Source organism: Lysinibacillus sp. NPDC058147, from assembly GCF_042884205.1.
Classification (GTDB): domain Bacteria; phylum Bacillota; class Bacilli; order Bacillales_A; family Planococcaceae; genus Lysinibacillus.
In genome coordinates, this window is sequence record NZ_JBHVUJ010000005.1 from 123,826 (window position 1) to 144,932 (window position 21,107).

At 37.9% G+C, this 21,107-nt stretch carries 22 protein-coding genes and 1 tRNA gene; 19 read left to right on the forward strand and 4 right to left on the reverse strand.

Annotated elements, in window-relative coordinates; all coding sequences use genetic code 11:
* The first annotated feature begins 3 nt into the window (after positions 1 to 3).
* The 12 genes from hisB to ACFVT8_RS16115 all read left to right on the forward strand — a co-directional run bounded on the left by hisB (position 4) and on the right by ACFVT8_RS16115 (position 9,896).
* The gene (gene hisB, locus ACFVT8_RS16060; RefSeq protein ID WP_387083500.1) at positions 4 to 603 is read left to right on the forward strand and encodes an imidazoleglycerol-phosphate dehydratase HisB; all 600 of its coding nucleotides are present in this window, start codon (positions 4 to 6) and stop codon (positions 601 to 603) included.
* Positions 600 to 1,232 carry an imidazole glycerol phosphate synthase subunit HisH gene (gene hisH / locus ACFVT8_RS16065; RefSeq protein WP_387083501.1) on the forward strand — a complete coding sequence of 211 codons (633 nt, stop codon included), beginning with the start codon at positions 600 to 602 and terminating at the stop codon, positions 1,230 to 1,232. The genes hisB and hisH overlap by 4 nt, the downstream gene beginning before the upstream one ends.
* Positions 1,226 to 1,987, forward strand: coding sequence for an imidazole glycerol phosphate synthase subunit HisF (gene hisF / locus ACFVT8_RS16070; protein ID WP_387083502.1), 762 nt, complete (start codon positions 1,226 to 1,228; stop codon positions 1,985 to 1,987). The genes hisH and hisF overlap by 7 nt, the downstream gene beginning before the upstream one ends.
* Complete coding sequence (gene hisIE / locus ACFVT8_RS16075; RefSeq protein ID WP_387083503.1) at positions 1,984 to 2,601, forward strand: bifunctional phosphoribosyl-AMP cyclohydrolase/phosphoribosyl-ATP diphosphatase HisIE; 618 nt, start codon at positions 1,984 to 1,986, stop codon at positions 2,599 to 2,601. Before hisF ends, hisIE begins: the two co-directional genes overlap by 4 nt.
* A gap of 90 nt (positions 2,602 to 2,691) precedes the next feature.
* Entirely contained in the window at positions 2,692 to 4,215 is a 1,524-nt protein-coding gene (locus ACFVT8_RS16080) for a tetratricopeptide repeat protein (RefSeq protein WP_387083504.1), read from the forward strand.
* A gap of 100 nt (positions 4,216 to 4,315) precedes the next feature.
* Positions 4,316 to 5,260 (forward strand): thioredoxin-disulfide reductase, encoded by a 945-nt coding sequence (gene trxB, locus ACFVT8_RS16085; RefSeq protein ID WP_387083505.1) that lies wholly within the window; start codon positions 4,316 to 4,318, stop codon positions 5,258 to 5,260.
* Positions 5,261 to 5,379: 119 nt separating this feature from the next.
* On the forward strand, positions 5,380 to 5,826 hold the full coding sequence (locus ACFVT8_RS16090) for a hypothetical protein (RefSeq protein WP_387083506.1): 447 nt from the start codon (positions 5,380 to 5,382) through the stop codon (positions 5,824 to 5,826).
* Between the two features lie 326 nt (positions 5,827 to 6,152).
* Complete coding sequence (locus tag ACFVT8_RS16095; protein ID WP_387083507.1) at positions 6,153 to 6,620, forward strand: NUDIX hydrolase; 468 nt, start codon at positions 6,153 to 6,155, stop codon at positions 6,618 to 6,620.
* Positions 6,621 to 6,629: 9 nt separating this feature from the next.
* On the forward strand, positions 6,630 to 7,523 hold the full coding sequence (gene rapZ / locus ACFVT8_RS16100) for an RNase adapter RapZ (RefSeq protein WP_387083508.1): 894 nt from the start codon (positions 6,630 to 6,632) through the stop codon (positions 7,521 to 7,523).
* Positions 7,524 to 7,527: 4 nt separating this feature from the next.
* Positions 7,528 to 8,511: a gluconeogenesis factor YvcK family protein gene (locus ACFVT8_RS16105; protein ID WP_387083509.1), complete on the forward strand. Its 984-nt coding sequence runs from the start codon at positions 7,528 to 7,530 to the stop codon at positions 8,509 to 8,511.
* A gap of 65 nt (positions 8,512 to 8,576) precedes the next feature.
* Positions 8,577 to 9,524 carry a DNA-binding protein WhiA gene (gene whiA / locus ACFVT8_RS16110; protein WP_387083510.1) on the forward strand — a complete coding sequence of 316 codons (948 nt, stop codon included), beginning with the start codon at positions 8,577 to 8,579 and terminating at the stop codon, positions 9,522 to 9,524.
* Positions 9,525 to 9,638: 114 nt separating this feature from the next.
* Positions 9,639 to 9,896, forward strand: coding sequence for an HPr family phosphocarrier protein (locus ACFVT8_RS16115; protein ID WP_387083511.1), 258 nt, complete (start codon positions 9,639 to 9,641; stop codon positions 9,894 to 9,896).
* A 195-nt stretch (positions 9,897 to 10,091) separates the two neighbouring features.
* Here ACFVT8_RS16115 and ACFVT8_RS16120 read toward each other — a convergent pair whose 3' ends face one another.
* Positions 10,092 to 10,568 (reverse strand): hypothetical protein, encoded by a 477-nt coding sequence (locus tag ACFVT8_RS16120; RefSeq protein WP_387224301.1) that lies wholly within the window; start codon positions 10,566 to 10,568, stop codon positions 10,092 to 10,094.
* A 42-nt stretch (positions 10,569 to 10,610) separates the two neighbouring features.
* Positions 10,611 to 11,192 (reverse strand): ATP-dependent Clp endopeptidase proteolytic subunit ClpP, encoded by a 582-nt coding sequence (clpP, locus tag ACFVT8_RS16125; RefSeq protein WP_387083514.1) that lies wholly within the window; start codon positions 11,190 to 11,192, stop codon positions 10,611 to 10,613.
* Between the two features lie 740 nt (positions 11,193 to 11,932).
* Here clpP and ACFVT8_RS16130 point away from each other — a divergent pair.
* From ACFVT8_RS16130 to ACFVT8_RS16145, 4 genes are all read left to right on the forward strand, one after another.
* Positions 11,933 to 12,007: transfer RNA gene (locus ACFVT8_RS16130), tRNA-Arg, on the forward strand.
* Positions 12,008 to 12,509: 502 nt separating this feature from the next.
* A complete protein-coding gene (locus ACFVT8_RS16135; RefSeq protein WP_387083515.1) occupies positions 12,510 to 13,304 on the forward strand; it encodes a basic amino acid ABC transporter substrate-binding protein in 795 nt (264 codons plus the stop codon).
* Between the two features lie 240 nt (positions 13,305 to 13,544).
* Positions 13,545 to 14,249, forward strand: coding sequence for an amino acid ABC transporter permease (locus ACFVT8_RS16140; protein ID WP_387083516.1), 705 nt, complete (start codon positions 13,545 to 13,547; stop codon positions 14,247 to 14,249).
* The gene (locus tag ACFVT8_RS16145) at positions 14,246 to 14,968 is read left to right on the forward strand and encodes an amino acid ABC transporter ATP-binding protein (RefSeq protein ID WP_387083517.1); all 723 of its coding nucleotides are present in this window, start codon (positions 14,246 to 14,248) and stop codon (positions 14,966 to 14,968) included. Before ACFVT8_RS16140 ends, ACFVT8_RS16145 begins: the two co-directional genes overlap by 4 nt.
* 66 nt (positions 14,969 to 15,034) lie before the next feature.
* On the opposite strand, the gene ACFVT8_RS16150 is transcribed toward ACFVT8_RS16145, so the two are convergent.
* A complete protein-coding gene (locus ACFVT8_RS16150) occupies positions 15,035 to 15,643 on the reverse strand; it encodes a spore coat protein (protein WP_387083518.1) in 609 nt (202 codons plus the stop codon).
* Positions 15,644 to 15,821: 178 nt separating this feature from the next.
* Between ACFVT8_RS16150 and ACFVT8_RS16155 the strand changes: the two genes are divergently transcribed.
* The 3 genes from ACFVT8_RS16155 to ACFVT8_RS16165 all read left to right on the forward strand — a co-directional run bounded on the left by ACFVT8_RS16155 (position 15,822) and on the right by ACFVT8_RS16165 (position 19,627).
* The gene (locus tag ACFVT8_RS16155; protein WP_387083519.1) at positions 15,822 to 16,403 is read left to right on the forward strand and encodes a LemA family protein; all 582 of its coding nucleotides are present in this window, start codon (positions 15,822 to 15,824) and stop codon (positions 16,401 to 16,403) included.
* On the forward strand, positions 16,403 to 17,161 hold the full coding sequence (locus ACFVT8_RS16160; RefSeq protein WP_387083520.1) for a TPM domain-containing protein: 759 nt from the start codon (positions 16,403 to 16,405) through the stop codon (positions 17,159 to 17,161). The genes ACFVT8_RS16155 and ACFVT8_RS16160 overlap by 1 nt, the downstream gene beginning before the upstream one ends.
* Positions 17,162 to 17,350: 189 nt before the next feature.
* Entirely contained in the window at positions 17,351 to 19,627 is a 2,277-nt protein-coding gene (locus tag ACFVT8_RS16165) for a S9 family peptidase (protein ID WP_387083521.1), read from the forward strand.
* A gap of 80 nt (positions 19,628 to 19,707) precedes the next feature.
* Here ACFVT8_RS16165 and ACFVT8_RS16170 read toward each other — a convergent pair whose 3' ends face one another.
* Positions 19,708 to 21,081, reverse strand: coding sequence for an aminotransferase-like domain-containing protein (locus tag ACFVT8_RS16170; RefSeq protein WP_387083522.1), 1,374 nt, complete (start codon positions 21,079 to 21,081; stop codon positions 19,708 to 19,710).
* Positions 21,082 to 21,107: the final 26 nt, after the last annotated feature.

Below are 21,107 nucleotides of genomic sequence, written 5' to 3' on the forward strand. Positions count from 1 at the left end.
ACAATGACTGAAAAGAAACGATATGCAAAAGTTGAACGTACAACAAATGAAACTCAAATTTCGGTAGCTATCGATTTAGATGGTGAAGGAAAGGCGGATATTAAAACGGGTGTTGGCTTTATGGATCACATGCTTGACCTATTTATCAAACATGGGCTTTTTAATGGGACGATACAAGCGAATGGTGATACATATATAGACGATCATCATACAACAGAAGACCTCGGTATTGTATTAGGACAAGCTATTCGTGAAGCGCTCGGTGATAAAAAAGGAATAAAGCGTTACGGCACAGCATTTGTGCCGATGGATGATGCACTTGCACAGGTCGTAGTGGATTGCTCGAATCGTCCGCACTTAGAATATCGTGTGCCACAGTTGAAGGAAAAGGTCGGTAGCTTCGATACTGAATTAGTACATGAATTTTTATGGAAGTTTGCACTTGAGGCTCGGATGAATGTTCATGTCATCGTACCTTATGGACATAATACTCATCATATTATTGAAGCTATTTTTAAAGCGTTAGCACGTGCTATTGACGCAGCAGTGGAAATTGATCCACGTGTTAAAGGTGTACCATCGACTAAGGGGCTGTTAACGTGAAAATAGGTGTTATTGATTATGGAATGGGGAATTTATTTAGTGTTGAACAGGCATTAAAACGACTTGGCTGTGAGGTTGCTGTTACGGCTAACGAGACAGTGCTAGATGCCACAGATGCACTGTTACTTCCGGGAGTTGGAGCATTTCCAGATGCCATCAAACGTTTAGCTGAAACGAATTTAGATCAATATTTACACAAGGTGAAAGCAGAAAATCGCCCACTTCTCGGAATTTGCTTAGGCATGCAATTATTATTTGAGCAAAGTGAAGAGGTAGCCCCAACGAAAGGTCTAGGCTTTTTTAAAGGAAGCATTAAACGATTTACTGGTGGCAACGCTGGGCAGGAGTATCGAGTGCCGCATATGGGATGGAATGAGCTAGTAATGACAAAGCGTCCTTCTTGGTTAAATGCTGAAGTAACGGCAAAACATGTTTATTTTGTGCACTCATTTTATGCAACTGATATCGATGCAACGGAGCTTGTCGCTTATGCTGATTATCATAATATTAAGGTTCCCGGCATTGTGGCAAATGGGTCTATTACAGGGATGCAGTTCCATCCCGAAAAGTCAGGTGAGCTAGGCGTGCATTTATTAGAGCAATGGTTGAAGGGAGTGGCATCATGTTAACAAAGCGCATCATTCCATGTCTTGATGTAAAAGAGGGACGTGTTGTAAAGGGTGTACAGTTTGTGTCATTACGTGATGCGGGTGACCCAGTAGAACTTGCCAAGTTTTATGATGAACAAGGAGCAGATGAGCTTGTATTTCTAGACATCTCGGCATCACATGAAGGACGTGAAACAATGGTGGATGTCGTACGGCAAACTGCTGCTTCATTAGCAATTCCATTCACAGTAGGTGGTGGAATTCGTACATTAGAAGATATGAAACGTATTTTACGTGCAGGTGCCGATAAAGTATCAGTGAATACGTCTGCTTTAGAGCGCCCAGAGCTTATTAAAGAGGGTTCTGATTTTTTTGGCGCACAATGTATTGTTGTAGCTATTGATGCCCGCTATAGCGAAGAAGATGCAACATGGATGGTTTATACGCATGGGGGCCGAAACAAAACAGCATGGCGAGCAACTGAGTGGGCGAAGGAAGCAGTTCGCTTAGGAGCAGGTGAAATTTTATTAACGAGTATGAATCAGGACGGTGAGAAATCCGGTTTTGATTTAGCATTAACAAAAGCTGTGAGAGAGGCTGTGACAGTTCCGGTTATTGCAAGCGGCGGTGCAGGAAATGCCGAACATTTTTACGAGGTATTAGCTGAAGATATCGATGCAGATGCAGCACTTGCCGCATCAATCTTCCATTACAAAGAAACGAGCGTAGCACAAGTAAAAGAGTACTTACGTGAAAAAGGAGTGGCAGTAAGATGATTGACAGCATTAAATTTGATGATAAAGGTCTTGTCACTACAGTTGTACAAGATGCTAATACAAAAGAAGTACTAACTGTAGCGTATATGAATAAAGAATCTCTAGAGAAAACACTTGAATCGGGAGAAACATGGTTTTTCTCACGTTCACGTCAAGAGCTCTGGCACAAAGGGGCAACAAGTGGTCATACACAAAAAGTTGTATCTATCAAGGCTGACTGTGACGGTGACGCATTAGTAGTGGAAGTAATTCCTGCTGGGCCAGCTTGTCATAATGGAACAACATCTTGCTTTACGGAGACCGTTCAGCAAAATGCCAAGGTCGGATCTGTTGAGATTATTTCTAAACTAGTAAAGGTCATTGAAAAGCGCGAGCAAGAAATGCCAGAAGGGGCTTATACTACATATTTGTTCGATAAAGGAATCGATAAAATTTGTAAAAAAGTTGGAGAAGAAGCAACTGAGGTTGTCATAGGTGCAAAAAATCGCGATGCAGAAGAAGTAAAATGGGAAGCTGCCGATTTAATGTATCATCTACTAGTTTTACTACAAGAACAAAAAGTAAGTATTTATGATGTATTACATGTGTTAGAAAAACGTCACGAGGAGAAATAACGGCATATTGCTTATTGTATGGTATAATATAAGTTACTGTGTAAAGGAACGTTTAATACGTTCCTTATTTCTTGTTTCGGAGGAAATATTTTGGAAAAGAAACGTCAAAAAGAGAATCAAACGAATATAGTGTCGTTCATTCCAACAGGCGACTATTATTATAAAAAATCAATACAAGCAATGAATAGCGGACAAATGAATAAAGCCTATAAATATTTACAGCGAGCAGTTGATTTAAGCCCTGATGATCCAATGATTTTATTACAATTAGCGATAATAGAGTTAGAGGGTCAACGTTTCGAGGAAGCGTATGATCTTCTTCGTCGTGCTTATCAGATAGATAAAGACAATCCAGAAATTATTTTTTACATGGCAGAAGTATCAGGATGTATCGGTATCATACATGATGCTAAACGCTTTGCAGAGCAATATTTACAAATAGAGCCAGAGGGTGCCTACGCAGATGAAGCTGCTGAAATATTAGAGTTTGTTGATTTTGAGCAGGATGATTTTGAGGAACTTGAAGGTTCTGCTGAAGATTTATATCGGCAAGAACAGGCGAGACGTTGTATGGAAAAGGGAGATTTCCCTGAAGCTATTAAAATGCTAGAAGACTTAATTGAAGATAAACCAGATTTTTGGTCAGCATATAACAACTTAGCTCTTGCCTATTTTTATGTTGGTGAAGCAGAACAGGCGAAGGCTCTTCTAAACACTGTATTGCGTGAAAATAAGGGGAATCTTCATGCACTATGTAACTTAACGGTTATCGCATACTATGAAAAAAATGAAGAAGATTTAAAGGATCTTTTAGAAATACTTGTGAAAATTCAGCCATACTTATGGGAACATCGCTATAAGCTGGGTGCAACATTAGCGCTTGTTGGACAATATGATGTAGCATTTAAATGGTTGCGTAGCATGCAAAAAAGAGGCTATGTAGGCGATGCTGGCTTTTACTTTTGGTTGTCACATGCAGCTTATTTTTCAGGACATGAAGAAATTTCAAAGAGTACATGGGAGCAGCTACTTGAGCTAGATCCCGATAAAGAAGGCTTCGAACCTTGGCGTCAAGAAGAAAACACGTATTCACTGGATGCATTAGAACATGACCGTGATTATATTGTAGATAAGCTAGAGAGCGATTACACAAGTGAACGCATATATGGCTTATTTTTACTAAGCTGTACAGCACATAAGCAGGAAATTATTGCGCACCCAAAATGGATAGACGTTGAACAATTCAATGCGTATGAAAAGCTATTCCTAGCTTATGCACTAGGACATCAATTTGATATGAAAAACAAAGTAGAGGCTAGTTTTATACGAGCAGTAAGTGTGCCAGAAATATTACTAGAACAGTATGGCAAGCTTACAACATTAATTGCACCAATGTTCCAAATGTGGTTTGTGCTTTGTGAGCAAGCATTGATGAACAATTATCGTTTTACAAATCCAGCGGCTATTGCAGGAGCAAATGATTATTTATTCCGTTCTTCCCGAATGCTCAAGGTTACAAAAAAAGAGATAGCTCAGCAATACGGAGTATCAGTGTCTACCTTATCAAAGTATATTGAAGAAATTTTGAAGTTTTTACCAGAAACTCATAATTAGACCGTGAGCAACATAGTTGATTAACTTTTTACTTTCACATACGATGAACATACTAACATTATTATAAAAAAGTAAAAAATCTGTTTAGGGGGAAGTATTTATGTCAGAAGAAAAAATTTATGATGTAGTAATAATTGGTGCAGGTCCGGCGGGAATGACTGCAGCTGTTTATACATCACGTGCCAACCTTTCAACTTTAATGATTGAACGTGGTATCCCTGGCGGACAAATGGCAAATACAGAAGAAGTAGAAAACTATCCAGGATTTGATACAATTTTAGGGCCTGAGCTTTCTACAAAAATGTTCGATCACGCTAAGAAATTTGGTGCAGAATATGCATATGGTGATGTCACTGAAATTATTGATGGTGAAGAATATAAAACAATAAAATCAGGTACTAAAGAATATAAAACACGAGCAATTATTCTATCTACAGGTGCGGAGTATAAAAAAATGGGCGTGCCTGGCGAAAAAGAACTTGGTGGCCGTGGTGTCAGCTATTGTGCAGTATGTGATGGTGCATTCTTCAAGCAAAAAAATCTTGTAGTCGTAGGTGGCGGAGATTCTGCTGTTGAAGAAGGCGTTTATTTAACTCGCTTTGCTGATAAAGTAACAATTGTGCACCGTCGTGATAAATTACGTGCACAAAAAATTCTTCAAGATCGTGCCTTTGCTAACGAAAAAATTGATTTCATTTGGAATTCAACAGTCAAAGAAATTAATGAGGCTAACGGTAAAGTTGGAAGTGTAACATTACAATCAACTGTAGATGGTACAGAATCTGATTTTGCTACTGATGGCGTATTTGTCTACATTGGTATGCTACCGTTAACAAAACCATTTGAGTCTCTAGGTATTTTAAATGACGCTGGTTATATTTTGACAAATGATAATATGGAAACAACAGTGCCAGGAATCTTCGCAGCTGGAGATGTACGTGAAAAATCACTTCGTCAAATCGTTACAGCAACAGGTGACGGAAGTATTGCAGCACAAGCAGTACAGCACTATGTGGAAGAATTATTAGAAAAAATTAATGCTTAAAGTGGAGCAATCCTAAAATTTGCTTTTGATTGGCTCATCACCAAAAGTTGTGGATGACATTTGTTAAAACGTATACTACTATGTTAACAAGTTGATTGGAGTGGAGGCTGGGCGACTCCTTGGGGATTAGCAATAGAGGAACGAAGGCTAAAACCATCACATCCTGTGATAACGCCTTCGTGACCAACATCGTGCTGTTGCTGTCGCTACGTTGCACTACGCTTTCGCACAGACAAAAACACTTTGCTGCCGCTACGTTTAGCACTACGCTTTCGCGCAAAAAACATCTGTTGGCCCAGGCGGCTCATCGGACGCCCCCAGGAAGCTCTGCTTTGCGCGAAAGCGAAGCGTCAGCGGCAATTGTTTTATCTGTGCGAAAGCGAAGCGTCAGCGGCAATTGTTTTATCTGCGCGAAAGTGAAGCGTCAGCGGCAATTGTTTTATCTGCGCGAAAGCGAAGCGTCAGCGGCAATTGTTTTATCTGCGCGAAAGCGAAGCGTCAGCGGCAAAGCTCCCAGCCGGAACGGAAATCGACCCCACATTATGGTGATGATTTTCTTTGATTAGTTTTTAAGGAAAAAAATACAATTTTAATACGGTCTTAATATAGTTGTAACTTGAATGACATATAAAAGGTGTAATATATAAAGTGTAATTAGCAATCCCCCTTTTATTTTGTTGAGTAGGTTGTTTCCGCCAAATAAGGTGGAGCAGCCTATTTTTGTTGTAAACGGAAATTTTTATGACGGAGTTTCATATGTTTGAGTAGAGGCTAATAACAGTATCGATGAAGTTAAAATTGCAAATGCTCCTAAAGTTTAGAATTGAGGACAAACCTTGTTCGGTCTTGCTATAATAAAAGGTAGAATGCAAAAGAGATTAGAGGTGTGCCTATGCAAAGAATTGCAAATTTAATAGCCGTAAAAGACGGTCAAGTGTTATTACTTCAGAAGCCGAGACGTGGCTGGTACGTAGCCCCTGGCGGTAAAATGGAGAGCGGTGAGTCAATTTATGAGGCTGCTGTACGTGAGTTTCAAGAAGAAACAAATGTCACACCAATAAATGCTCATCTAAAGGGTGTTTATACGATGGTTATTAAAGAAAATAATGAGGTAGTTGACGAATGGATGCTATATACATTTGTTGCAAAGGATATTGAAGGAGTACCATTTGAAGAAACTAGAGAAGGCAAACTTGCATGGCACCCAGTAGAGGATTTGAAACATTTGCCAATGGCTGAAGGTGATCGAACAAACTTACAATTTGCTATCTCACAATCAGGCATTCAGTATGGTACATTCGAATACACAACTGATTTTGAATTACTTCATGAGAAAATACAAATATCATTCGAACAATAAAGGAGCTGCATGACAGTGGTGGTTGAAGGCCCAAAAGGTACACATGAATTGGTTATTATTACAGGAATGTCTGGAGCTGGGAAAACAGTAGCTATTCAGAGCTTTGAGGATTTAGGGTATTACTGTATTGATAATTTACCACCAGCGTTACTCACAACATTTTTAACCCTACTAAGGGATTCGGGTAAAAATATTACACGTATAGCGGCTGTCATGGATATGCGTGGTGGCGACTTTTTTGATTCTCTTATTGGCGCCCTCGATCATATACTTAAAGAAGGCGATATCGTTGCACGAATTTTATTTTTAGATGCAGATGATGCAACTTTAGTTAGACGTTATAAAGAAACAAGACGTGCACATCCATTAGCTGTAAATGGTTTGCCATTAGATGGCATTAAACAAGAACGTAAGCTTTTATCAGAAGTAAAGGGTCGCGCTAAATTTGTCTATAATACATCTAATATGAAGCCTAAAGGGCTACGTGAAAAAATAGCTAAAGAATTTGCCAGTGATGCTGATAATATTTTCTCAGTGAATATTATGTCTTTTGGATTTAAGCATGGTATGCCGATTGATGCCGACTTAGTATTTGATGTCCGTTTTTTAAAAAACCCATATTATGTAGAAGAGTTACGCCATAAAACGGGTTTACAAACTGAGGTATCTTCTTATGTTCTGGCACTTGATGATACGCAAACACTCATTCAAAAACTAACAGATTTGTTTGAATTTATGATTCCGCTCTATAGACAAGAGGGCAAATCACAACTTGTCATTGCTTTTGGATGTACTGGCGGACAGCATCGTTCGGTAACGTTAGCAGAATATTTCGGGGCATATTTAGCTGGAAAGGAAAACACTGTTATTACGCATCGTGACATCAATCGTAGAAAGGATTGAGTGAATGGGAAAGAAGCGAACAAAGCTTGTTGTAATTGGGGGTGGTACAGGGCTTTCTACATTATTACGAGGGCTTAAGCACCACCCATTTGATATTACTGCAATTGTGACAGTAGCAGATGATGGTGGTTCTTCAGGGCGCTTACGAGATGACTATGATATTCCACCACCTGGTGATGTGCGCAACGTGATTGCGGCGTTATCAGATGTCGAACCGCTTGTAGAGCAAATGTTTCAATATCGATTTTCAGCATCGGAAGATTTACGTGGTCATTCATTGGGTAATTTAATGCTGACTGCTTTAACAGATATTACTGGGGACTTTAACCATGCTATAAGTGAAATGGGCAAGGTATTAAAGGTTCATGGTCGTGTTATACCAGCAGCAAATAAAAAGATAAATTTACATGCAGAGCTTGAGGATGGCTCAATCATTGAAGGTGAATCTAAAATTCCTATGGCTAAAGAACGAATTAGCCGAGTTTTTTTAGTGCCTGGAAATGTGAAACCGTTACCAGAAGCTATTCGAGCAATCAATCGTGCTGACTATATATTAATTGGTCCGGGAAGTTTATATACAAGCATTATTCCAAATCTTCTTGTAAAAGAAATTGGGCAAGCTGTTGTTAAGGCTAGAGGAAGAAAAATTTACGTTTGTAATTTAATGACTCAAAAAGGTGAAACCATTTCCTATACAGCAGGTGATCATGTTAAAGCTATATACAAGCATGTAGGTGACTCTTTCATCGATTCAATATTGGTGAATGATGTAAAACTCCCTCATCCTGTAAAAGAGCTTTATAAAGAAGAGTGTGCCGAGCCTGTAACATTTGACGTTGCAAAGCTAGAAAGTATGGGATTAGAAGTTATTAAACGGGATATTGCCACGATCCGCCCAGATGGGACGGTTCGTCACAATGCGGCAAACGTTGCAAAATGGCTTGTAGATTACGCGAATATCTATGAACAAGAAGTTAATGAATTATAAAGTATTTATTGTATATGATAAGATGAACATATACATAGAACAAAAGGTTGAAAGGAGGGCGTGATATGTCTTTTGCTTCTGAAACGAAAAAGGAATTAACTCAAATAGAAGCGGACAATCATTGTATGAAAGCAGAAGTATCTGCCCTAATTCGTATGAATGGTTCATTATCCTTTGCTAATAAACAGCTAAGCTTAGACGTACAAACTGAAAACGCTGCAATCGCAAGAAGACTTTATACGATTATGAAAAAACTGTATCCGTATAATGTCGAGTTACTTGTTAGAAAAAAGATGCGTTTGAAAAAAAATAACGTATACATTTGCCGTGTAAGAGAAGGTGCGCGTGAGCTACTAATTGATTTAGAAATCATCTCAGACGACTTTCAATTTAATCATACTATTTCTCGGGAGCTCATTAAAAAGAGTGGTCAAAAAAGAGCGTATTTACGAGGCGCATTTTTAGCGGGTGGCTCTGTCAACAATCCAGAAACATCAGCCTACCATTTAGAAATTTATTCATTATATAAAGAGCACGGCGAGGCTTTAATGGATTTGATGAATGAATTTGAGCTAAATGCAAAAACAATTGAACGAAAAAAAGGCTTTGTTACTTATTTAAAAGAAGCAGAAAAAATTTCTGATTTCCTTAATATTGTTGGAGCTCATCGAGCAATGATGAAGTTCGAAGACGTTCGCATATTGAGAGACATGAGAAATAGTGTTAATCGCATAGTTAACTGTGAAACAGCGAACTTAAATAAAACAATAGGTGCAGCATTACGTCAGGTAGAGAATATCCGATTTATTGAAAATTCAATAGGACTAGATCAATTGCCAGAAAAACTTCGTGAAATTGCCCGATTACGAGTAGAATATCAAGATGTAACGCTAAAAGAACTTGGCGAAATGGTATCAAGTGGGACAGTTAGTAAATCAGGTGTCAATCATCGATTACGGAAAATCGATGAGATTGCCGATGCATTAAGAAACGGAGAAAAAATTGGTGGTTGAATTTTCATACTTTTCAGGTATGAATGTCATGCGTAATCGCATATTGTTCTTTTGCTAGTAAGTAAGGTAAGATAAAAATAATAAGATGAACGGTAGTAAAGGGGAGTTTTAAGAATGACCGAGAGAAGAGTCCATGTAAAATTAAAATTAGGACTACAAGCTAGACAAGCAGCATTATTTGTCCAAGAAGCAAATCGTTTTAGTGCCGATATCTTTCTTGAGAAAGATGAGAAAAAAGTAAATGCTAAATCCATTATGGGCGTTATGAGCTTAGCCATTGCAAAAGGAACAGAGGTCGTACTTAGTGGCGATGGCAACGATGCTGAGCAAGCGGTTACAGCATTAGCAACACTAATCGAAAAAGAAGATTAAAAACCTATGATGCAAAGACTGTCCAAACTGTAAAACTTACATGTTGGGCAGTTTTTTTGCGCTTTTGCACAGAATATATAGGTCCTGGAAGAAGGGCGGAGGGAGCGACGGAAAGAAAAAGCCAAGGTCGTGGATAGAAAAGCCAAAATGATGGATATAAAAGCGAAACATGGATAGAGGAGCCAAAAACGTGGATTAAAACGCCAAAATGATGGATAGAGTAACCGAAATCGTGGATAGAACCATCAAAATGATGGATAGAAGAGCTAAAACGACGGAAAGAAGAGTCAGAGCGACGGAAGGAAGAGTCGCAGCGGCGGAAAAAAGAGCCAGAGCGACGGAAAGAATAGTCGAAGTGACGGAAAGAAAAGCCTGCGACGGAAGGAAGAGTCGGAGCGACGGAAGGAAGAGTCGAAGCGGCGGAAGAAAGAGTCGAAGCGACGGAAAGAAAAGTCTGCGACGGAAGGAAGAGTCGCAGCGGCGGAAAAAAGAGCCAGAGCGACGGAAAGAATAGTCGAAGTGACGGAAAGAAAAGCCAAGGTTGTGGATAGAAACGCCAAAATGATGGATAGAGGAGCCAAAAACGTGGATAGCCCCACCCAAAACGTGGATAGAACCATTCAAAGTAAAGAATAGCCCCATCAAACCATACATAAATTTGATGTCGAACAAAAAAAGACATCTCAGAAATAAATCTGGGATGCCTTTAATTTATTATTTACGATCCATAATTTGGTCGATTAAGCCGTATTCTTTTGCACGCTCAGCAGTCATGAAGTTATCGCGGTCTGTATCTCTTGCAATGACTTCAAGTGGTTGACCAGTGCGTTCTGATAAAATACCATTTAATTTTTCACGTAAGAATAAAATACGTTTTGCAGCGATTTCGATTTCAGTTGCCTGACCTTGTGCACCGCCAAGAGGTTGGTGAATCATTACTTCAGCATTCGGTAATGCGAAACGTTTACCAGGTTCACCAGCAGCAAGTAGGAAAGCACCCATAGATGCTGCCATTCCAATACAAATTGTTTGTACTTGTGGTTTGATAATTTGCATTGTGTCATAAATTGCCATACCAGCAGTGATAGATCCACCTGGTGAGTTAATGTAAAGAAAGATATCTTTGTCTGGATCTTCTGCTTGTAGGAATAGAAGTTGAGCAACAATTGAGTTAGCAACGTTGTCGTCAATTGCGCTTCCTAATAGGATAATACGGTCTTTTAGTAGTCGTGAATAGATGTCATATGCACGTTCACCACGACTTGTTTGTTCAATAACTGTAGGAATTAAATTCATGTTAAATCCTCCTTAAAAAACTAAATTCGATTACTTTTGCTGAAAACTTCCTTTGTATTTCAGCTGTAACCTTATCATACACATTATAGTCAGGGAAGGTCAAATATTAACCCTGTTAAAGTGAAATAAATTAAATCCATTTTGCCCTGACGTAATTGTAGCTGCCGCGTCGCTTTCGCCCAGAAAACGTTTGATGCTGCCACGTCACTTTCGCTCAGAAAACGTTTGATGCTGCCACGTCACTTTCGCCCAGAAAACATTTGGTGCTGCCGCGTCGCTTTCGCCCAGAAAACGTTTGATGCTGCCGCGTCACTTTCGCCCAGAAAACGTTTGGTGCTGCCGCTTCGCTTTCGCCCAGAAAACGTTTGATGCTGCCACGTCGCTTTCGCCCAGAAAACATTTTGCCGCAGACGTTCTTATTCACGCAAAAAAAGAATGACGCTGAAACTTCACTCTTGCGCGTCTAGTTTTTGCGGAATGTCCGCACAATTCAAATCCGTGACATTGCTGGAGTATTATCATATTTCTGTAGGTATTTTGACGCTTGCTGAGTGCAGAAAAAAAAAGTTAAATTGTTTTGCATTCTATAGTTGAATTATGGGCAATACGTTTGTATAATTGATAAGGTCACATAAGTTAAAGTACAGTACACTATTTTGTCAGGTATGCTTCAAATGAGGGTTATCTACATCATGCTTTTCGTAAAGCCTAGGGTGAGTACTTTTTTTTTGTGTTCAATTGCCCTCGTGGTGTAATGGATAACACGTAAGATTCCGGTTCTTGCACTGGGGGTTCGATTCCCTCCGAGGGCGCCATTTTACTGATTATTTGATATACTTTTTAAACTCAATTCTCCTAATAAGTAGTTTAGCAGCCTGCTTAGTGGGGAAAAGAGAGGGTAAATAATGGGAATCTTGCCTAGTAGGAATTATTCCCACATTTGTTCCTTTCAAACCTTCAAAAAAGCAACAACTCCAAATTATTTTTTAGTGAACATACCGTACGTGAAGACTAGTTATACTAGTCGGAAAAAAGAATCCTATCTGAGGGGATTCTTTTTTTTTTTGCAAAAAAACCCTTTAGCATCGATTGTGAATGTATAAATATTCATAATTGGTGCTATTTTCTTTTTAAAATACCGTTTTATTCTAGATAAACCAAATGGGATAAATTTTTATGAAAAAACAATTACTTTTATGCAAAATGTTATTGTCTAAAGAGAATAATGTCACTATAATTGACCTAATAGTCTAATATTTCCGAATAAATAAAAATATTAATTATTTTCGGGAAATAATTGAATTAGGGGGAGTAGCTATGAAAAGAAGTTTATCTATGTTACTGGTAGTCGTAGCAGCATTTGTGCTAGTTCTAGCGGGTTGTGGCGCAAAAGACAAGACATCGTCCGGTAGCGCGCCATCTGAAGATGGAAATGGTAAGAAAGTTTATAAGGTAGGAACAGAAGCGACATTTGCACCGTTCGAATCGCTTGACGATAAAGGAAATATTGTAGGATTGGATTTTGATATTTTGCAGGCGATTGCAGATGAAATGGACTTTAAAGTGGAGTGGCAAAATATTGGCTGGGAGCCTGTCTTCCAAACTGTTAAAAATGGGGAAACAGATATCGGTGCAGCAGGGATCTCTATTAATGATAAGCGTAAGGAAACGTTTGACTTTACAGAGCCGTATTATGAATCTCAATTATTAATCGTTGTAAAAGAAAATTCCAAGATTAAATCATTAGCTGATTTAAAGGATAAAAAGATTTCAGTACAAATTAATGCTACTGGTCATGAAGCTGCGAAAAAGCTACAAGGTGATTCAAGTCCAAATATTATGGCGTTTGAAAATCAGCCGGTTGCTATCAAAGAAATGCTGAATGGTAACGTGGATGCTACGATTGGTGATAATGCGGTAGTTTATGAATATATTAAAGCTCATCCAACAGAGAAGCTTAAAGTAATCGAAGATGATGCATTTGAAAAAGAATACTATGGATTTATGGTTCAGAAAGGAAATACAGAACTTTTAAACAAATTAAATGAAGGTCTGAAAAAAATAAAAGAGAACGGTAAATATAAAGAAATTACAGGTAAAGAACTTAAGTAATAAGCGACTACATGATGGGGCTGTCCTAAAATAAATAAAGAAATTTCATATATTAATATAAGGTGAAAATCCGCGTAGACTCTCCTACGTGAAAAAAGAGGACGAGACCCATCAGGGTGATAAAACTGATTTTGCGACAGGAGCACACTGATGCGGATTTTTACTATTTACAAATATGCTAGTTTTCTTAATTTTTAGGCAGCTCCCATTTAATTTTTAAAGGGGAAGTGGGGTTTTCGGATGGACATCTTTGACTTACGCTGGGACATAGTCTGGAACTACCGAGATATGTTTATACGGGGTATTGGTGTGACGCTAATTTTAACACTTAGTGGTTATTTTGGCGGAATTCTTTTAGGACTATTTTTAGGACTTGGAAAATTATCAACGAGAAAATGGGTTTATTGGCCATGTAAACTATATGTAGATTTATTCCGTGGCACTCCAATGCTCGTACAAATATTATTGATTCATTTAGCGGTGATACCGTCCATTTTTGGACATTCATTAGGTTACTTGGTGTCCGGGATTACGGCACTTATTTTAAACTGTGCGGCATATAATGCAGAAATTTTCCGTGCGGGTATTCAAAGTATAGCTAAAGGGCAAATGGAGGCAGCGCGTTCTCTTGGCTTAACACATAACCAAGCGATGCGAAAAGTTATTTTGCCACAAGCTTTTAGACGTATGATTCCGCCGTTAGGGAATGAATTTATTGCTTTATTAAAAGACTCATCTTTAGTAACTGTTATTGCGGCACCGGATATTTTATATGCAAGTAAGATCGTGGCCGGAGCTAGCTACCGTTTTTGGGAACCATATATAGTTGCAGCGTTACTCTATTTAATTTTAACGTATGGAGTAACGAAGATTGTTGCGTTTATTGAAAAACGACTTAGTAATAGCTATGTCCCTCGTAAGGCAGAAGGGCGGGAAGCACGATGATTAAAATTGAGAATTTACACAAATATTTTGGCAAACTAGAAGTGCTGAAGGGCATTGATTATGAAATACAGGAAAAGCAAGTTGTCTGTGTTATTGGGCCATCAGGCTCAGGCAAAAGTACATTTTTACGTTGCATCAATATGCTAGAAGAAGTAACAGATGGTGCAATTTATATTGAGAATGTGAAGATTAACGAGTCTAAAACAAATATTAATGCTATTCGAGCAGAAGTAGGCATGGTATTTCAACAATTTAATTTATTCCCGCATATGACAGTCATAGATAATGTCACGATGGCTCCGATGCAAATTCGAAAAATGAGCAAGACAGAAGCAGAAGCACTTGGTCATGAGCTGTTGAAAAAAGTCGGTCTCGATAGTAAGGCTTATAACTATCCAGAGCAGCTTTCTGGTGGTCAGCAACAACGCGTTGCCATTGCACGTGCTTTAGCGATGAAACCAAAAGCTATTTTATTTGATGAGCCTACTTCGGCATTAGACCCAGAAATGGTAAAAGAAGTTTTAGATGTAATGAAAAACTTAGCGGCTGAAGGTATGACCATGATAGTAGTAACACATGAAATGGGCTTTGCCCGTGAAGTTGGAGATCGTGTGGTCTTTATGGATGGTGGATATATTGTCGAAGAGGGAACCCCTCAGGATATCTTTGGTAATCCGCAAAATGAACGAACAAAAGCATTTTTAGGAAAAGTTTTATAGGTCATTAAATAAGAGCAGCCCTTTGTGATATTGAACCACATATGGGACTGCTCTTGTTTTTTATCATTAATGAAGGGGATTTGTTGTAGTGCTGTATGCATTAAGCATTGTTTGCATATCCTGCTGAGAAAATTGAGGTACTTGATAATAGCCATGCATATTTTGGTAAATAGATAATTCGTATGCCATTTCAATGCAGTTGGGAATACTATCTGCAACAACACGTCGGACAACAGGGTTTGTAGTTTCTGTTGCAGCTGCAGTCATACCTTTTGCCAGACCTTTTTGAGCGCCAAGTAAGAAGCCAGAAATACATTCATCGCTGAGCTCGCTTGCATTTTGCATCGGCTTTTTAGGTTGGCCAGGATTTATCCCGTACTTAAAATTATTTCCTGTCTCCATTTGATAGCGACCTGTAGGAACAGATGGATCATGACCTGTGTTATAAGATTCCACAATAGTGTTATACATACCTAATGTGAAATTATATTGGCGATCCAAAATGCTAAGCAACTCTTGATCCTTAACCTGTGGACGTAAAACAATGGATTGATCCATACAAGCAATGATGGCACCGATTGTTTCATGCAAGTCCATTTGCTCATGTCCACCATGATTTGGGCTTTGTTGTTGGTTGAATTGGTTTGATGATTCGTTATGAAACGATTGAGTCAAAAAAAGCGCCTCCTAAATATCATAGTTTGTTACAGTATTAAGTATGGCACGTTAGAAAAATTTCATACGGTATTAATGCACTTGCATATATGTAGAATAGAGATATTTTTTTACTGCACATTAGTGGTAAGAAAAAGAAAGGATTATCACTATAAAGAAAGCGTAGGAGGTTAAAAAATTGAAAAAAATATTTGGACCTATAGGAATTATCGTTATTATTTTAGTTGTATTGGCCTTACTATTTATTCCAAAATACAATAGCCTTGTAACTGCTGAGGAAAGCGTTGTTTCGAAATGGGCTCAGGTTGAAAATCAGCTACAACGTCGCTACGATTTGATTCCGAACTTGGTAGAATCAGTAAAAGGATATGCCAACCATGAGAAAGAAGTGATCGCTAGCATTACAGAGGCACGAGCGCAAATGGGAAGTGCACACAGTCCAAAGGAACAAGCAGTTGCCAATGATGCATTGAACGGAGCACTTAGTCGATTGCTAGTAGTCGTAGAAAATTATCCGAATTTAAAGGCAGATGCAAATTTCCGTCAACTAATGGATGAATTAGCTGGAACAGAAAATCGCTTAGCTGTTGCTCGAGAAGACTACAACAATGAAGTGCAGGCTTTTAATAAAACAGTCAAACGTTTCCCGGGCAATTTAATTGCAGGGATGTTTGGTTTTGAGCAGAAAGAATACTTTAAAGCAGCTGCGGGTACTGAAAAGGCACCATCTATAGATTTTGGCAGTTCAGGTAAACAATAATGAAACGGTTGATAACCCAACTTACTATTGTTGGTATCATGTTTATTTTATCTATAAGAATGGCAGATGCCGCAATGCCGACACCGATGAAAAATACGTATATTCATGATTTTGCTAATGTTTTATCTTCATCTATGAAAGAAGAGCTTAATAATTATTCGGAGCAGCTAGACAAAGGTACAGGAGCCGAAATTATGGTCGTAACCGTAGATAATATTAACGGAGAAGAACCAAAAATGTATGCAACCAAAATGATTCGTTCATGGGGCATTGGCGATGCAAAAAAAAATAATGGTGTTTTAATTTTGGCAACGTTCGGGCAAGGCGATGGCAATAATGATGTCGTCATTGCTGTAGGTCAAGGTCTCGAAGGAGCATTACCTGATGGCAAATTGGGGCGCATTTTAGATTCAGCATTTTATCCAAATGCAAGTGCTGGAGATATTGATAAGGCATTTAAAGCTACGTACACTGAAGTATTTCAAACTGTAGCGAAGGAGTACAATTGGAATGGAGAGATGCCTAAAAATACAGCTGACAATGAAAAAATGCCAACGTGGATGATTGTTTTAATCGCTATTATAGTACTTATTGTTTATACATTTATTTCTAATGGTAGAGGAGGCGGTCCTCGTTCTGGTAGACGTGGCGGACGTGGTGGTTTTCCGGGTGGTTTCGGTGGCGGCTCTAGGGGCGGCGGCTTTGGAGGATTCGGAGGCGGCTCATCTGCTGGTGGAGGTGCGAGTCGGAAATTTTAACTTCTTTCAGAATCCAGATGCAATTGTAGATGATATTTAAAAAGTGAACTCATTGCAGTTCATTTTTTTATTGGATTAAAAGGTAATTTTATTTAATTATTATCAATTATTGACAATAAGGATAAAATTGTTATAATTCAATTGTATCGACTAACGATATAACGCGTACTGATATAAGGAGGAATTAATTTGAAAAGAAGGTTTTTATCAGCTTCATTAGCGGTTATTTTAACGACATCTGCTGTCATTCCTGTATCTATGCAGGAAGTGCGTGCTGCTAATGAAACTAGCAGTCAAGTAGAAGTAAAAGAGGAACGACTATCTGCTAAGGAGTTTCTAGATTTAACTGTAACAGCTCTAACATATCAACATGGATCAGATACAATGCGTCAGCAAATCATTGATCAATGGGTAAAAGGCGAAGAATTAAAAGATTTAAGTGTGAATATTAAACGTGATGAAGCGTCACGTATTTTAGTAAGAGCTTTAAATAAAGAGGAAAAAGAAACAACACTTGCTGAGTATCAAGAAAAAGCAAATAAGCTTGGTTTATTTAACGGTCTTTCAGCTAGTGAAGCAATTTCTAAACAAGATGCAGTCAAAATTTTAAACAATGCTAAAAATGTGAAAAATGGTCTAACCGATAATCAAGGTGTGAAAGAGATTTCCGTAGAAGATTTCATGAAAAGCCCAGGAAGCTTCGGCTATGAACTTTCACCAGATGGCAATTACATTACTTATGCCGCAGCATGGGAAAATCGCTCAAACGTTTTCGTAAAAAAAATGAATGACGACAGCGAGCCAGTACGTGTATCCAATTCAACGGATCGTGATATCGGGGGATTCTTCTGGAAAGATGATAATTTACTATATTTAAAGGATAAAGGTGGCGATGAAAACTTCCACATTTATTCAACAACATTTAATGGTAATGAGGAAAAGGATTTAACACCTTATCCAAATGTAACAGTAGGATTATTAAGTAGCTTAAAAGGCGTTAAAGACGAAATCCTTATTATGATGAATAAAGAAGATGCAAAAGTCTTTGATGTCTACAAGCTTAACCTAAAGACTGGTAAAACTACACATGTTGCGAAAAACCCAGGTAACATTACGAGCTGGATAGCAGATCGTGATGGAAATGTACGTATGGCAGTTGCTTCAGATGGAGTAGTAGGCACTGTCCTATATCGAGATTCAGAGAAAGATGAATTCAAGCCATTCATTGAAATGGAAGAAGGGGATGAAGTAACGCCACTTGGTTTTACTAAAGACAATAAACATATTTTAGCAAAATCTAATAAAGGAAGAGACAAAGTAGAAGTAGTTAAATATGATTTAGAAGGTAAAGAAGAAGTAATTATGTCCAATTCAGAAGTAGATGTTTCGAGTGTATTATATAGTGCTGAGAAAGATAAAGTATTGTACGGTGCATATGTATCAGACAAGACTCATTATCAATTCTTTGACGAGGACTTTGAAAAACTATTCCGTAAAATTCAGAACAAATTAGGTGTCGATGAAAGTGAATTAGGCATTAATGATTACAATAAAGAAATGACAAAATTCATTGTCAGCGTTTCTAGTGACACTGTTTATGGAAAATACTATTACTACGATTCAACAACAGATGAAATGACAGAAATGGCAACATTAAGCCCTTGGTTAAAACAAGAAGAGCTTGCAGAAATGCACCCAATTTCATATAAAAGTCAAGACGGACTAACAATTAACGGTTATTTAACTTTACCGAAAAATAAAGAGGCAAAAAATCTGCCACTTATCGTCAATCCACACGGTGGTCCATGGTTCCGCGATGCATGGGGCTTTAACCCAGAAGTACAGTTACTAGCAAACCGCGGTTATGCAGTACTACAAGTGAATTTCCGTACTTCAACTGGCTATGGAAAAGAGTTTTTAGAGGCTGGTTATAAACAATGGGGTCTAAAAATACAAGATGATATTACAGATGGTGTACAATGGGCAATCGACCAAGGTATAGCTGACTCTAAACGCATCGGAATTTACGGTGCATCATTTGGAGGGTATGCAACTTTAGCAGGAATTACGTATACCCCAGATTTATATGCTGCAGCAGTGGACTATGTAGGTGTATCCAACATCTTTACATTTTTAAATTCAATCCCTCCGTATTGGGACACATTACGTAACCAACTCTATAAGCGTGTAGGCGATCCAGAGAAGGATAAAGAGCTATTAACAGCCGTTTCACCTGTCTTCCATGTGGATAAAATTAAAACACCATTATTTGTAGCTCAAGGTGCAAATGATCCACGTGTAAATAAGGCTGAATCTGATCAAATCGTTGAAGCATTACGTGCTAGAGGCGTTGATGTGGAATACATGGTGAAGGATAATGAAGGCCACGGTTTCCATAATGAAGAAAACAAAATCGAATTCTACAATGCAATGCTCAAATTCTTAGATAGCCATCTCAAAAAATAATAAGAAAGAAGACTGTGCAGGAAGTATCTTGCACAGTTTTTTCTAGTTGTACAGTCAAGACATATTTGGATGAAGAGTTATTATAAGAGCTGAAAACTATTTCGATATATATCATTTTTATTATCAATAATTGTGATACACTGAGTCAGTTTATCTACTCCGGCATGAATTTGATGCTCATTCACTTGAGAAACGCTTAATCGAATCATGTTTTCCTTTTTATATTCTGGTAGGAACATTCTAGCCGCATCATCCACAAGGACATTTTGTTCCTTTAACAAATTTACAATCTGCTTTGCGGTCACTTTCCCAGGCAGGAAGATAGTAAGATAAAATCCAGAAGAGGGTTTTGTATAATACGTGTTATTTGGCAATAATAACTCACAAGCTTCCTGAAGATATATCATTTTTCTATAATATAGCTCTTTTATTTTCTTAATATGGCTATTAAACATTCCGTTTTTTAAATAAATTTCTAATGCTCCTTGCGAAAGAACAGAACTATTAAAATCGGCAGTAAATTTATAGCGTAAAAAATTGTTACTCATTATTTTTGGAAGAACTAAAGACGCAACTCTTAGACCAGGCAGAAAAACTTTAGAAAAACTTTTAATATAAATGACTCTGCCAGAAGGATTGTAAGCGAATAATGGATCTGATTTAGTATTTGGATCCAAATCCCCTAAAAAGTCATCCTCAACTATATAGACATCGTATTTTTCCGCTAATTCTACAATCCTTTTTTTCTCTTTATTTGTATAGCTATGTCCAAGTGGATTTTGAAACCTCGGAACAATATAGAAAAACTTGATATCGTTATTGCGAAATATATATTCTAGACGATCGAAATCAATTCCATCCATAGATAAATCAATCCCGAACGTAGTCACTTGCTGTAAATTGGCAGATTCTATAAAGCCAAAATAAGTAGGCTGTTCAATTAAAATATTGTTTTTTCCATTTGGAAATGGCATAGAAACTAATAAATTAAGAGCCTGCTGAGAGCCAGACACAATAAATAATCTTTCGGGTTCGGTAAATACTTGTAAGCTTTGCAAATACTTCACCATTTGAAGTCGTAAAGAGTATAGACATTGTTGATCGGTGTAAGTGAATAATTCTTCTTTATAAGTATCAATGGCCTGATTAATACAGTGCTGAAAATCAATGTAGGGTATGATGTCTTTATCAGGACCAGCAGACAAAAAGTCAATAATATCATTTTTACTGTCTGGATTTTGAAATTCATTGACAACATAATAGCCGCTTTTGGGAACAGAAAAAATTAAGTGCTCTTTTTCTAGCTCTTCATATGCTTTAACAACTGTGTTTTTACTGCAGGAGAATTTTTCAGAAAGTTGTCGTACTGAAGGAAGTTTACTACCTGCTATAAGTAAACCCTGTGCTAGTTGATCTTTAATTTCATCAATAACCTCATTATATTTTGTATACAATGCAAAGCCTCCTTTATTCTGTACCA

Bases quoted from the DNA above. Each gene is read 5' to 3' on its own strand.
- hisIE (WP_387083503.1), top strand. From the start codon at position 1,984: ATGATTGACAGCATTAAATTTGATGATAAAGGTCTTGTCACTACAGTT.
- ACFVT8_RS16095 (WP_387083507.1), top strand. From the start codon at position 6,153: ATGCAAAGAATTGCAAATTTAATAGCCGTAAAAGACGGTCAAGTGTTA.
- ACFVT8_RS16105 (WP_387083509.1), top strand. From the start codon at position 7,528: ATGGGAAAGAAGCGAACAAAGCTTGTTGTAATTGGGGGTGGTACAGGG.
- rapZ (WP_387083508.1), top strand. From the start codon at position 6,630: ATGACAGTGGTGGTTGAAGGCCCAAAAGGTACACATGAATTGGTTATT.
- trxB (WP_387083505.1), top strand. From the start codon at position 4,316: ATGTCAGAAGAAAAAATTTATGATGTAGTAATAATTGGTGCAGGTCCG.
- clpP (WP_387083514.1), bottom strand. From the start codon at position 11,192: ATGAATTTAATTCCTACAGTTATTGAACAAACAAGTCGTGGTGAACGT.
- ACFVT8_RS16115 (WP_387083511.1), top strand. From the start codon at position 9,639: ATGACCGAGAGAAGAGTCCATGTAAAATTAAAATTAGGACTACAAGCT.
- hisF (WP_387083502.1), top strand. From the start codon at position 1,226: ATGTTAACAAAGCGCATCATTCCATGTCTTGATGTAAAAGAGGGACGT.
- hisB (WP_387083500.1), top strand. From the start codon at position 4: ATGACTGAAAAGAAACGATATGCAAAAGTTGAACGTACAACAAATGAA.
- ACFVT8_RS16140 (WP_387083516.1), top strand. From the start codon at position 13,545: ATGGACATCTTTGACTTACGCTGGGACATAGTCTGGAACTACCGAGAT.
- ACFVT8_RS16160 (WP_387083520.1), top strand. From the start codon at position 16,403: ATGAAACGGTTGATAACCCAACTTACTATTGTTGGTATCATGTTTATT.
- whiA (WP_387083510.1), top strand. From the start codon at position 8,577: ATGTCTTTTGCTTCTGAAACGAAAAAGGAATTAACTCAAATAGAAGCG.
- ACFVT8_RS16135 (WP_387083515.1), top strand. From the start codon at position 12,510: ATGAAAAGAAGTTTATCTATGTTACTGGTAGTCGTAGCAGCATTTGTG.
- ACFVT8_RS16145 (WP_387083517.1), top strand. From the start codon at position 14,246: ATGATTAAAATTGAGAATTTACACAAATATTTTGGCAAACTAGAAGTG.